The sequence below is a fragment of the Micromonospora sp. BS32 genome, from assembly GCF_059089345.1.
Map to the genome: position 1 here is coordinate 72768 of NZ_JBSSHR010000018.1, position 12516 is coordinate 85283.

Annotated in this window: 12 protein-coding genes; 6 read left to right on the forward strand and 6 right to left on the reverse strand. The window is 72.7% G+C overall.

All coding sequences use genetic code 11. The features are described 5' to 3' along the window. Positions 1-34: 34 nt before the first annotated feature. From AC5RWQ_RS23610 to AC5RWQ_RS23625, 4 genes are all read right to left on the reverse strand, one after another. The gene (locus AC5RWQ_RS23610; RefSeq protein ID WP_494284853.1) at positions 35-1261 is read right to left on the reverse strand and encodes a hypothetical protein; all 1227 of its coding nucleotides are present in this window, start codon (positions 1259-1261) and stop codon (positions 35-37) included. Continuing rightward, on the reverse strand, positions 1254-1778 hold the full coding sequence (locus AC5RWQ_RS23615; protein ID WP_494284854.1) for a SigE family RNA polymerase sigma factor: 525 nt from the start codon (positions 1776-1778) through the stop codon (positions 1254-1256). Before AC5RWQ_RS23615 ends, AC5RWQ_RS23610 begins: the two co-directional genes overlap by 8 nt. A 221-nt stretch (positions 1779-1999) precedes the next feature. Beyond that, complete coding sequence (locus AC5RWQ_RS23620) at positions 2000-3205, reverse strand: hypothetical protein (RefSeq protein WP_494284855.1); 1206 nt, start codon at positions 3203-3205, stop codon at positions 2000-2002. Continuing rightward, positions 3198-3758, reverse strand: a complete 561-nt coding sequence (locus AC5RWQ_RS23625) for a SigE family RNA polymerase sigma factor (protein ID WP_494284856.1) — start codon at positions 3756-3758, stop codon at positions 3198-3200. Before AC5RWQ_RS23625 ends, AC5RWQ_RS23620 begins: the two co-directional genes overlap by 8 nt. A 219-nt stretch (positions 3759-3977) precedes the next feature. Between AC5RWQ_RS23625 and AC5RWQ_RS23630 the strand changes: the two genes are divergently transcribed. The 3 genes from AC5RWQ_RS23630 (at position 3978) to AC5RWQ_RS23640 (ending at position 8037) form a co-directional block, all read left to right on the forward strand. Then, positions 3978-4547, forward strand: coding sequence for an NADH-quinone oxidoreductase subunit B (locus AC5RWQ_RS23630; protein WP_334491374.1), 570 nt, complete (start codon positions 3978-3980; stop codon positions 4545-4547). Between the two features lie 83 nt (positions 4548-4630). Continuing rightward, positions 4631-6595: a hypothetical protein gene (locus AC5RWQ_RS23635; protein ID WP_494284857.1), complete on the forward strand. Its 1965-nt coding sequence runs from the start codon at positions 4631-4633 to the stop codon at positions 6593-6595. Positions 6596-6720: 125 nt separating this feature from the next. Next, positions 6721-8037, forward strand: a complete 1317-nt coding sequence (locus tag AC5RWQ_RS23640) for a DUF2252 domain-containing protein (protein ID WP_494284858.1) — start codon at positions 6721-6723, stop codon at positions 8035-8037. 19 nt (positions 8038-8056) lie between these two features. Here AC5RWQ_RS23640 and AC5RWQ_RS23645 read toward each other — a convergent pair whose 3' ends face one another. Further along, positions 8057-9103, reverse strand: coding sequence for a glucose 1-dehydrogenase (locus AC5RWQ_RS23645; protein WP_494284859.1), 1047 nt, complete (start codon positions 9101-9103; stop codon positions 8057-8059). A gap of 112 nt (positions 9104-9215) precedes the next feature. On the opposite strand from AC5RWQ_RS23645, the gene AC5RWQ_RS23650 reads away from it, so the two are divergent. Continuing rightward, the gene (locus tag AC5RWQ_RS23650; RefSeq protein WP_494284860.1) at positions 9216-9986 is read left to right on the forward strand and encodes an NADH-quinone oxidoreductase subunit C; all 771 of its coding nucleotides are present in this window, start codon (positions 9216-9218) and stop codon (positions 9984-9986) included. Beyond that, the gene (locus AC5RWQ_RS23655) at positions 9986-10948 is read left to right on the forward strand and encodes a complex I subunit 1/NuoH family protein (RefSeq protein ID WP_494284861.1); all 963 of its coding nucleotides are present in this window, start codon (positions 9986-9988) and stop codon (positions 10946-10948) included. The genes AC5RWQ_RS23650 and AC5RWQ_RS23655 overlap by 1 nt, the downstream gene beginning before the upstream one ends. 10 nt (positions 10949-10958) lie before the next feature. Here AC5RWQ_RS23655 and AC5RWQ_RS23660 read toward each other — a convergent pair whose 3' ends face one another. Next, on the reverse strand, positions 10959-11996 hold the full coding sequence (locus AC5RWQ_RS23660; RefSeq protein WP_494284862.1) for a glutathione S-transferase family protein: 1038 nt from the start codon (positions 11994-11996) through the stop codon (positions 10959-10961). 87 nt (positions 11997-12083) lie between these two features. Here AC5RWQ_RS23660 and AC5RWQ_RS23665 point away from each other — a divergent pair, with 87 nt between their 5' ends. Further along, positions 12084-12491 (forward strand): ester cyclase, encoded by a 408-nt coding sequence (locus tag AC5RWQ_RS23665; protein WP_494284863.1) that lies wholly within the window; start codon positions 12084-12086, stop codon positions 12489-12491. The last annotated feature ends 25 nt before the right edge of the window (positions 12492-12516 follow it).

Sequence of the window (12516 nt, forward strand, 5' to 3'; positions counted from 1 at the left end):
CCCCGGACGGGGGCGGGACGCCTGCGGCTCCGGCTCACTTGTAAGGGATTTCCATCCGCACCGAGTTGTCCTTAGGCGCGAGGTCCGGCCAGTACCGGTCCTGCGCGTCCCAGTGGGCTATCTCCGTCGTCCATGGCGGCGGGCGCTCGCCGCGTTGCCCGTCCGGCACGTTGGAGACGAAGGTGTAGGTGCGGGTCTGACCGGCCCGTGGCCCGGCCAGCCGGCAGGACGGGATCTCCCCGCGGGGCCCGGCCGACGTGTCGCACTTCGACCAGTCACCACCGGCGTGCTCGTAGACCTCCAGGTTGAGGAAGGCGATCTGGTCCGCATCGTGCGGGCCGGCGTTGGTGACCGTGAAGGTCATCGTGAACGGCAGCAGGGTGGTGTCGGGGTTCGCCGGCCCGAGGGTCGTCTTCACCGACACCTTCAGGTCGGCCAGCCGCTGATCGGTGCCCCACGACGTCGGGCCGCCGGTCTGGGCGAACCCGGTCCCGTTCCACCGGTACGTCCGGGTCTGCTCCCGGACCAGGTAGCTCGGCGTGTCGCAGCACGGCTGGATGTCGGCCACCCGCACCTGGACCGCGCCGCCCGAGGTGACCTGCACCCCGAGGATGTCGTCGAAGCCGGAGTTGGTCCGGGTCACCCGACCGACCGTGACGATCCGACCCGCCTCGTCCCGGTCGAAGACCACCACCTGCTTGCGGATCACCTCGCCGGCCCGACAGCCGATCAGCGCGACGGTCTCCGTCGCCCCGTCGGCGTCCACGTCGCCGTGGTCCAGGGTGATCAGGTGGGGGGCGTCCCCCGCCTGGCCGCTCGGCGGCGCCCCCAGTCGTACCCGGCTGGTGACGCAGCCCGACGGGGAGCCGGTCGGCCAGGCCGGCAGGTCGAGCCGCGCGGCGAGCAACTGCTGCTGGCTGATCCGGCCGTCCGGCGCGGGCTGGCTGGCCGACGCGGTCGTGCTCGGCGTCGTCGTCGCGGTGACCGACGGCGTCTGCGAGGGGAACTGGGTCGGTGGGGTGGTCGGGTCGACGGACACTCCCGGCACCGGGGTCGTCCGGTCGCCGTGCAGCGCCGCGTTGGCGACGACCGGGGCCGCCACCAGCACCACCGCCGCGACGGCGGCGGCCACCACCGCCGTCCGGCGGCGCCGGCGCAGGGTGCGCCGGGCCTGGTCGGGACCGGGGCCGGAGACCCGGGTGGTCACGTCACTGCGGTACGCGGCGAACCGCTCCCGCAGCCGCGGGTCGATGTCAGACATTGCGCACCCCCTCGGTGTTGTCGTCGAGCAGCCCGGCCAGCGCGGTACGACCGCGGTGCAGCCAGGACTTGACCGTGCCTTCCGCCACGCCTTCCTGGGCGGCGATCTGGTTGACCGACAGGTCGGCCAGGTAGTGCAGGATCACGGCCCGCCGGTGGTTCGCGGGCAGCTTCGCGAGGGCGGCGTCGATGGCCACCCGGTCGGGCGTCGGCCCGGCCACCTCGGCCTCGGTCTGCCGCTGCCGCAGCAGGTGGTTGCGGGCGGTCCGCAGTCGCCGCCACCGACTGCGGGCCAGGTTCCAGGCGACCTGGCGGACCCAGGCCACCGGGTCGTCGTAGCGGACCAGACGGTCCCAGCGGGCAAGCGCCCGGCAGAACGCCTCCTGGGCCAGGTCCTGGGCCTGCCCCAGGTCCCCCGTGTACGCGCAGAGCTGCGCGGTCACGCCACGGAAGTGGGCGTGGTAGAAGTCGTCGAAGGTGATCGTGGTCGGGTACGCCCCGTCCGCGCCGAGTGCCATGGGTGGCTCATTGGCGCGGGCTCCCATCACTGTTGTCACTGCCCCTCCCCGTCGCCGTCCGGCCCGTGTGCCCTAGGCGCCGGTAACACTCCATGCCATGGACGGTGGTTGCAGCCGATGGTGCCGCGAACCCGACTGAATCTCACTGCAACCGAAATGTCCTCTCGCGACCGTGGCCCGGCCGGGATCGCTCCCGACCGGGCCACCGTGCCGCTTCCCGCTCAGCCGAGTCGGGGCATCACCTCGTTGTTCTTCCAGTCGCGCTCGATCAGCTGCTGGTCCTGCGGTCCGAGGGCGGTGACCGCGACGGACCGGTTCTCGCCGGTGAAGCCGTACCCCTGCGGCACCCGGAGGGGGAGCCGCAGCGTGATGTCGTCGCCGGAGCGCAACGGGCCCAGCCGGCACAGCGTCGGATCCCGCGAGGTGCGGTAGCCGTCTCGGCACGAGGTCCAGGTGCCGTCCACCGGGAACAGCCCCCACTGCAGGTTCAGCCGGAGCTCCACCGCGGTCGCGTCCCGGCCGCCCAGGTGTCGGATCCGCACGTCGATGGTGCCGGAGCGGGACCCGTCGGCGTTCTTCGTCAGCCGCAGGTCGGTGGACGTGACCGAGAGATCCACCGCGTACGGGTTGACGGGGAAGGAGGTCTCGCCGAGCACCTGGTCGAAGCCCTCGCCGTCCCACCGGTACGTGCGCCACTGGTGCTGCGCCCACGCCGTCGGCCACGCCACGTCGTTGGGCCGGTCGATCAGCTGCAGCCGGACCTGCCCGTCCGACCGTACCTCCATCGCCGCCAGCCAGCCCTTGGTGACCGAACCGGGCACGCTCGCCACCCGGCCGAGGGTGACGATCTTCCCCGCTTCGTCCCGGTCGAAGGCCACCACCTGTTCCGGGCCGTTGTCACCGTTGTCGCACCTGATGCGGGCGACGGTCTCGGCCGCACCGTCCCGATCCACATCCGCGTGGTCGAGGGAGAGCAGGACCGGGGCGGGTGACGTCCGACCCTTGTCCGACAGTCGGACCCTCCCGGAGGGGCATTCCGGTGTGGTGGACGGCCAGGACGGTAGCGAGACGGCCGATGCCAGCAGCTGCGAGCGGGTGAGGTGGCCGTCCGGTGGGGATGGCGGAGCCGCCGTGCTGGTGGCCGACGGCGTCGGCGTGGGGCTGGCCGAGAGGGTCGGCGACGGAGAGATCGTGGGCTCCACCGGCCCCGGCGGGGGCGTGGGGTGGCTCAGCATCCCGTACCCGACCGCGGGGCCGGTCCCCAGCGCCAGGGCGGCCGCGACGGCGGCGCCCAGCGTCCGGCGCCGGTTGCGGCGCACGGTCCGGCGGACCGCAGCCGGACCGGGCACCTCGACCTGCATGATCGCGGTCGGACGGTACCGGGCGAACTCCTCGGCGAGCAGGACGTGGTTCTCCTGGTCAGACATTCCGCACCTCCCCGGTGTTCTCCCGCAGGTGTGTGGCCAGGGCCGTCCGGCCCCGGTGCAACCAGGACTTGACCGTGCCCTCGGCGACCCGCTCCTGATCGGCGATCTCGGCGACCGACAGGTCGGCGAGGTAGTGCAGGATCACCGCTCGGCGCTGCCTCGGCGGCAGCAGGGCGAGCGCGGCGTCCACCGCCACCCGGTCGGGGCTCGGCCCCGCCACGTGGGTCTCCCGCTGCCGCCGCAGGTACGCCTGCGCGGTGCGCAGCCGCCGCCACCGGTTGTGGGCGAGGTTCCAGGCGACCCGGCGCACCCAGGCCAGCGGGTCGTCGTAGCCGGCCACCCGGTCCCAGCGGGTGAACGCCTGGCAGAAGGCGTCCTGCACCAGGTCCTGCGCGTGTGACCGGTCGCCGGTGTACGCGGCGAGCTGCACCACCAGCCCCCGGAAGTGGGCGTGGTAGAAGTCGTCGAAGACCAGTTCCGCTAATGGTGGTGCGGCGCCCGGCAGCGGGTCCGGCGGGGGACCGCCGGCCCGGATGTCTCTCGTCACGTTCACTCGTCCTCCCCCGTGGCGGTCGGCGGTCGCCCGCCTCCCGCCCGTCAGACAAGCCACCGGCGGGAAAGGTTGCAGCGGCATCGGTGGTCCGTTGTCCGGTTGCGGACAGCGCGGCGCGCGGACGCGTCGCCGGCGGGGCCGCTGGCCGCTGGCCGCCGTCCATGATCGTCGCCGGACGCTGTGGTTGACTGTCCGGAGACGGACGGGAAGGGGTTCGACGTGCAGCTGCCGGGAGTGCTCGGCGAGCCGATCCGGTTCGTGCTGAACTGGGGCCGCCGCTACTCGCTCTGGGTGTTCAACTTCGGCCTGGCCTGCTGCGCGATCGAATTCATCGCGACCAGCATGGGCCGGCACGACTTCATCCGGCTCGGGGTGATCCCGTTCGCGCACGGGCCCCGGCAGGCCGATCTGATGGTGGTCTCCGGCACGGTCACCGACAAGATGGCCCCGGCGATCAAGCGGCTCTACGACCAGATGCCCGAGCCGAAGTACGTCATCTCGTTCGGCGCCTGCTCCAACTGCGGTGGCCCGTACTGGGACTCCTACTCGGTGACCAAGGGCGTCGACCAGCTCATCCCGGTCGACGTCTACGTGCCGGGCTGCCCGCCCCGGCCGGAGGCGCTGCTGCACGGCATCCTCCGTCTTCAGGAGAAGATCGCCGCCGAGCAGGCCGGCATCGGCGGGGTGTCCCGCCCCGACCCGCTCGCCTCACCGGTGGACGCGGCGCCCCGGGACGCCCGCCCGGTCTCCTCGCTCACCGCCCCGCCGGTACGCCCCCCGGCGAGCTGAGGCGCTCCCGGGCCCGACCGGCCCGCGGCACCGGGGCCGACCGGATGATCTTCTATGTCGGCGCTCGTCGCTATCGTGCTGCCATGAGATCCATGCGGGCAACGGGGGCCGCCCTACTGGCGGCGCTTGCCATCATTCCTCTCTCCGCCGCCCCGGCGGCCGCGGAGACGTTCGGTTTCACCGGCGTGGTAACCGATCCCGACGGCGCTCCCGTCGCGAACGCCTGCTTCGCCCTGCACACCTCGCCCACCACCGTCGCCGCCGAGTACTGCTCGGACGCGGCCGGGCGCTACACCATCCCGGGGGCCGCCAACGCCCCCAGCTACAAGATCCGAATGCACGCCACGGGCTTGCGTACCGAGTGGTGGTACGGCGCCCCGGACTACCTCAACGCCGACCAGGTCTCCGTCCCGGCGACCAGCGCGGTCGAGCGCGACATCACCCTCGGCCGGGGCGCCGGCAGCATCAGCGGCACGATCACCGACGAGTACGGTGCGGCGGAGGACGCCACTGTCACCGTCTACGGCGAGGACTTCTACTACGAGGCCATCGCCTACACCTGGGACCTCGGGGCCGGACGCTACGCGCTCAACAACCTCCCGCCCGGCCGTTACCGGATCTCCATCTCCGACAACGTGCGCGGTTACCAGTGGGTGCCGGGCCAGGAGACCCGGGAGGAGGCGGCGCTCTACACCGTCACCGACGGCGGCACGCTCGTGGTCAACGAAAGTTTCCTGCCGATGGGCACCGTGGAGGCCCGGGTCACCGACGCGGTGACCGGCCTGCCGGTCCGCGAGCCCTGCCTGTACGTCAACGGCACCGGCAGCAGCTACGCCCAGGCCTGCGGCGTCAACGGGCTGGTCCGGGTGCGGGACGTGCGACCCGGCGACTGGACCCTGACGGTGAGCGGCGGCGCCTCGTACTTCCCCATCGACGAGACGCCGTACGTGCACGTGGAGCGCGGGAAGACCACCACGGTGTCGTACGCGTTGAACCCGGGGGCGGCGATCGCCACCACCGTGCAGGACCGGGCGACCGGCAAGCCGGTCGGCGGCATCTGCGTACGCCTGGTCAAGCCGAGGTTCGGCGGGCAGTCCGCGCACATGGGCAGCACCTGCTCGTCCGACGACGGATCGCTGGAGATCGGCCCGTTCACCAAGGCGGAGACCGTCCAGCTCTACGCCTACCAGGCGATCAACCCGTACGACCCGCCGGCGAAGCGCTACGGCGACCAGTGGGTCACCGCGACCGGGGGCAGCGGCGACCAGCGCGAGGCGTCGAAGGTGACGCTCACGCCCCAGCAGACGATCACCATTCCGCCCATCCGGGTGGACCCGCCCGGCACGATCACCGGCATCGTCCGCAACTCCGCCGGCGCGGCGGTCGCCGGGGTCTGCGCCTACCCGTTCGCGTTCCACCCCGGCCAGGGTGCGATCTTCGGGACGAACTGCTCCAACTCCCAGGGCCGCTACACGATCGGGGAGCTCGGCCCGTACCGGTGGCCGGTGGAGTTCACGCCGAACAGCGGCACCGGGTACGCCTGGCAGTGGTCGGGTGACGTCGCCGATCGGTTCGCCGCCCCCATGGCGACGGTGACCGTCGGCGGGACGGCCACGGTGGACGCGAAGCTGGCCACCGGCGGGCAGCTCACCGGCAAGGTGACCGACGGCACGAACCCAGTCGACGCCGGGTACGTCTGGACGTACAACTCCCGCACCGGTGACGTCGCCAGCCCGTCGTTCACCAACATCGCCCGGGACGGCACCTTCACCCTGAAGGGCCACCGCACCCAGAAGGTGTACGTCCAGTACGCGAGCCTGACCAAGACCTGCTGGTACGGCCTGGCCGGCAAGCCGGCCATCGAGGTCGCGATGACGGCGGGGCAGACCACCACCATCGCGGCGGACATGACCCGGACCTGCGGCAAGATGCCGCTGACCGCGTCCACGTCGCGGACCCTCTCCACCGCCGGCACGATGCTCAGCCCGACGCCGCTGCTCGCGTCGAGGTCGACGTGGCGGTTCGGGGCGGCGCGGACCGGGCGCTGACCGGCGGCCGTCCTTCCGTCCGGCCGGGCGGACCGGTCCGGTGGGGTCACCCCGCCGGCCGGGCCGCCCGGCCCGTTCGTCCGGACGAGCGCCCCCGGTGGCGGCCTGGCGTTAGCCTGCGGTCCATGACCCAGTCCGCGGACCAGCGTTCCGCCTTCATCGTCGACGTGCTGACCGACGAGTTCGGCGCGTCGATGGCGCTCGACCCGGCGGCCTTCCGCCGCAAGTTCCGCAAGATGGCCGCCTCCCCGTTCGCCTTCTACCGGGGCAGCGCGTCGCTCTTCTACGCCGACCAGCGCGGCGACTTCGCCGACGACACCTATCTCGACGAGCGGACCAGCCGGGTGTGGATACACGGCGACCTGCACGCGGAGAACTTCGGCACCTACATGAACGCCTCCGGGCAGCTGGTGTTCAACGTCAACGACTTCGACGAGGCCTATGTCGGGCCGTTCTCCTGGGACCTGAAGCGCCTCGCCGCCAGCGTGGCCCTGCTCGGCTACGCCAAGGCCCTCTCCGACCAGGTGATCGGCGACCTGGTCGATCGGTTCGCCCGCTCCTACCTGACCGAGCTGCGGGCCATCGCCGCCGGCGGGGACGACGCGATCGGCTCGATCACCCTGGAGAACGCCGACGGGGTGCTGCGCCGGGTGCTCCAGCAGGCCCGGCTGAACACCCGGGTCGACCTGCTCGCCACCCAGACCACCATCGACAACTACGACCGCCGGTTCTCCCTGGGCGACGGCGTCTTCGAGATCGACGGCCAGACCCGGAAGATGGTCTGCGCGGCCTACGAGGCGTACCTGGACACCCGTCCCGAGTCGGCGACCCGGCTCCGGCCGGTCGCCTCGAAGATCAAGGACGTGGTGCTGCGCAAGGGGGTCGGCATCGGCTCGGCCGGCCTACCGTCGTACAACCTGCTGCTGGAGGGGCACACCCAGGCGTTGGAGAACGACGTCGTGCTCTACATGAAGCAGGCGCAGGTGCCGGCCGTCGCCCGACACATCGACGACGAGCGGGTCCGCGGCTACTTCCACCACCAGGGGCACCGCACGGCCGAGTCGCAGCGGGCGCTCCAGGCGTACGCGGACCCGTGGCTGGGCTTCACCGAGCTGGACGGGGTCGGCCAGCTCGTCGCCGAGGTCTCCCCGTACGCCGCCGACCTGGACTGGGCGGACGTCAACGAGCCGGAGGACATGGCCGGAGTGCTCGCCGACCTGGGCCGGGCGGTGGCCCGGATGCACTCGGTCGCCGACGACGAGTCCAGCCACGACCTGGTCGACTACTCGACGGAGGAGTCGATCGTCGCCGCGGTCGGGGGCGACGAGGACGGCTTCGTGGCGTACCTCGTCGAGTTCGCACACGCCTACGGCGGCCGGACCCGGGAGGACCACCAGCTCTTCGTGGACCTGTTTCGCAACGGCCGGCTCCCCGGCATCTGAGCGACCCCGTCGGGTGGGCTCAGGCGGTGAAGTCCAGCACCACCTTGATGTCCTCGCCGGTGGGGGTGTACGCCTCGGCGTACTCCGCCACCGGCACCCGGCGGGTGATCAGCGAGTTGAGCCAGGACTGGTCGGCCCGGGCCAGCGCGTCGGCGGCCTGGTCCCAGTGCCGCCGGTTGGCGTTGACCGACCCGAAGACCACGTTGTTCTCCAGCACCAGGGCCCGGTTGAGCGCCCCGGCGTCGAAGTCGATGGTCCGGCCGCCGCTGGACACCCCGGTGAGGCAGACGATCCCCGTCGGGGCGGCCTTGCACATCGCGTCGAGGACCACCGTCGGCGCGCCGGTGCACTCGACCACCACGTCCGGCTCGAAGTCCAGCTCGCCGACGGGCACCGTGTGGTACGTCGCGCCGAGCGCCCGGACCAGGTCCGGCTTCGGCCCGGTGGTGTTCCGGTCGAGCACGTGCACCGAGAAGCCGCGCTGGACGGCCAGCAGGGCGGCCAGCAGGCCGATCGGCCCGGCGCCGGTGACCAGCACGGTCTGTGGCTGCCACTCGGCCCGGTTGCCGATCCGCTCGATGTGGTCCCACGCCTTCGCCACCACGCTGGTCGGTTCGAGCAGCATGCCGACCGGTTCGAGCACCGGGTGCAGGCCGATGGCGAACTTCGGCTGCACCCGCCACCGTTCCCGGGCGAAGCCGGAGAGCCCCTTGATGCCGTGTTCGGTGTACCGCCCGTTGCGGCACATGTCCCACTCGCCGACCGCGCAGTTCGGGCAGGGCACCGGGTCGGGGTGACGGACCACGCCGGCCACCAGCCCGCCGGGTTGCAGGGTCCCGGTCGGGTCTTCCAGGACCCGACCCAGCGACTCGTGCCCGAGCACCAGCCGTTCCTGGCCGGGCGGGGCCTCGCCGTACTGGCCGGCGATGATCTCCTGATCGGTGCCGCAGATGCCCACGGCGAGCGCCTCGACCAGGATCGCGCCCTCCTCGGCGGCCGGTTCCGGCCAGTCGTCGATCAGGCGCAGCGAGTCGGGGACACCGGCGGAGACAGTTATCGCGCGCACGTGCTCATCCTTCCCCGCCCGGGGCCCGTCCGCCCGGCAAAGCGGCAGATGCGGCACCCTCGGGCGCGGGCGGCCCGTCACGGCCCGGGGCGGGCGGCCATAGGATCACGGCATGACTCCGGAAGAGGTCGGCCAGCGGATGGTCGCGCTGCTCGCGCCGGTCGAGGCCACCGCGTCGGTCTCCGGCGGTCAGTCCTACGCCCGCGCCACCGTCGACGTACCCCCGGCGAGCTGGTCGGACGCGCTCCGCGCGGCCCGCGACGACGCCGAACTGGGCTGCGACTTCTTCGACTGGCTCTCCGCGGTCGACGAGCTGGGCGGCGGCTTCGACGTGGTGGCCCACCTCTGGTCGACCCGGCACCGGCACGGCGTGCTGCTGCGCACCCGGGTGCCCCGCGAGACGCCGACCGTGGCCTCGGTGGTGGACGTCTACCCGGGTGCCGCCTGGCACGAGCGGGAGACCCACGAAATGTTCGGCATCGACTTCGCCGGCCACCGGGGGCTGCTGCCGCTGCTGCTGCCACCGGAGTTCGAGGGGCACCCGCTGCGCAAGGAGTTCGTGCTCGCCTCCCGGGTCGCCAAGCCGTGGCCGGGGGCGAAGGAGCCCGGCGAGTCGGAGGCCGGTGGTGGTCGCCGGCCGATCCGCCCGCCGGGTGTGCCCGCGCCGGGGGAGTGGGGCAGCACGCCCACCCCGGCCGGCGCGGCGGGGGTGGGGGAGGGGCCGCGCGGCGGCACTCCGGCCCGCCCGGCCCGGGAGCGGCCCGCCCGGCCGGCGCCGGGAGCCCGTCCGGGGCGTACCCCCGGGGGAGCCGGCTCCGGCGGCGGCCCGGCTTCGGCCGAACCGCCGGCCCGCGACGGCGGCGACGAGGAGGGTACGGCCTGATGCCCACCTGGTTGGAGCTGGTGATCCGGGTCGGCGGCGTGCTGGTCGCCTTCCTGACCCTGCCGTTGATCGTCGGTCAGGCCGAGCACAAGGTGATGGCGCACATGCAGGGCCGGCTCGGCCCGATGTACGCCGGCGGCTTCCACGGCTGGGCGCAGCTGGTCGCCGACGGGGTGAAGTTCGTCCAGAAGGAGGACCTCACCCCGCGCGAGGCGGACCGGGCGGTGTTCCGGCTCGCCCCGGTGGTGGCGCTGCTGCCCTACCTGCTGGTGCTGCTGGTCATCCCGCTGGGCCCGGGCGACCTGGTCGGCCAGCCGCTGGACATCGGCCTGTTCTTCGTCCTCGCCGTGGTGGGTGTGGGCGTGGTCGCGGTGCTGATGTCGGCGTGGGCGTCGGCCAACAAGTACAGCCTGCTCGGCGGCCTGCGCGGCGCGGCCCAGCTGCTCGGCTACGAGCTGCCGCTGGTGCTCGCCGCCGCCTCGGTCGCGATGGCGGCGGGGACGCTCAGCCTTTCCGGCATCGTCGAGGCGTGGCGGCCGTGGTGGCTGCTCTGGCAGGCGCCCGCGATGATCGTCTTCTTCGTCGCCGGGCTGGCCGAGATCCGCCGGCCGCCGTTCGACATGCCGATCGCGGACTCCGAGCTGGTCTTCGGCTACATGACCGAGTACACCGGACTGCGCTTCGCGTTCTTCCTGCTCGCCGAGTACGTCGGCATCGTGGTGATCGCCGCGCTGACCACCGTGCTCTTCCTCGGCGGCTGGCAGGGACCGTTCGCTGACGCCCAGCTCGGCTGGCTCTGGACCCTGCTCAAGGTCTTCGCCGTCGCCTTCGTGATCATCTGGCTCCGGGTCTCCTACCCCCGGCTCCGCGAGGACCAGCTGCAACGCCTCTGCTGGCTGGTCCTCGTCCCGCTCGCCCTCGCCCAGTTGGTGCTGACCGCCGCCGTCCGCGTCGCCCTCTGACCGCCACCGCTCAATGCAGCGGGGTGTGCGCCGGGTCGACGCGTTCGGCCGGCGGCGGGGGCGGCGGGGGCGTGCCGTCACCGAAGGGACGGCCGCCGAGGGTCTCCCGGCCGTGCGGGGTGAGCCAGTTCGACAGGTCCGGGCCGAGCGGCACGATGCCGGTCGGGTTGATGTCCCGGTGCACCTCGTAGTAGTGCCGCTTGATGTGGTCGAAGTCGATGGTGTCGCCGAAGCCCGGGGTCTGGAACAGGTCCCGGGCGTACGCCCAGAGCACCGGCATCTCGGACAGCTTCTGCCGATTGCACTTGAAGTGGCCGTGGTAGACCGGGTCGAAGCGGACCAGCGTGGTGAAGAGCCGCACGTCCGCCTCGGTGATCGTGTCGCCGACCAGCCAGCGCTGCCCGGTCAGCCGCTCGGTCAGCCAGTCCAGCCGGTCGAAGAGCCGGTGGTACGCCTTCTCGTACGCCTTCTGGCTGCCGGCGAAGCCGCACCGGTAGACGCCGTTGTTGACGTCGGCGAAGACCACCGCGTTGACCTCGTCGATCTCGTCCCGCAGGTGCTCGGGGTAGAGCTGCGGCGCGCCCTGCCGGTGGTACGCCACCCACTCGGTGGAGAGGTCCAGGCTCATCCGGGCGTAGTCGTTGGTGACCACCTGGCCGGTCGGCACGTCCACCAGCGCCGGCACGGTGATGCCCCGCTCGTACCCGGGGAAGCGCGCGAAGTACGCCTCCTGGAGGCGTTCGATGCCGAGCACCGGGTCCCGCCCGCCCGGGTCCAGGTCGAAGGTCCAGCTCCGGGCGTCGTGGGTCGGCCCGGCCACCGCCATGGAGATGGTGTCCTCCAGCCCGAGCAGCCGCCGCACGATGATCAACCGGTTGGCCCACGGGCAGGCCCGGCTGACCGCCAGCCGGTAGCGCCCCGGCTCGACCGGCCAGCCGTCCCGCGCGTCGGCGGTGATCCGGGTGGCGATGTAGCGCTGGTCCCGGGTGAACTCCCCGCCCGGCTCGACGTACTTCCCGCCGGTGGTGGTGCCTTCCGCGTCGCCCACGTCGCCCCCTTGCGATCGTCTGCCGTCGGTCCCATCCTCGCCGATCCGCGGCGCGTCGGCCGGGCGACCGCTGGCTAGGCTGCCCCGATGACCGATGTGGAAGCGGCGGCCCGGCGCTTCGTGGCGGACGTGTGGAACGCCGGGCGCGAGGAGTCCGCGTACGAGCTGGTGGGGCCGGAGTGCCCGGGGCTGCGCGGGACCGGTCCGGAGGCCACCCTGGCCTGGCACCGGGACCGTCGGGCCGCCTTCCCCGACCTGCGCTACAAGCTGGTGGACGTGGTGGCCACCGGCGACCGGGTGGCGCTGCGCTGGCGGGCGGCCGGCACCCAGGCCGGGCAGTTCGGCCCGGTACGACCGACCGGGCAGGTGGTCAGCTACTCCGGGGCGACGTTCCTGCGCTTCGACGCCGACGGGCGGATCGTCGACGTGTGGAGCGTCAACGAGCTGTTCCAGCTCCTCCAGCAGCTCGGCGTCGAGGTGCTCCCGCCGGTGTGACCGCCGCGGGAAACGGCGGCGGCCC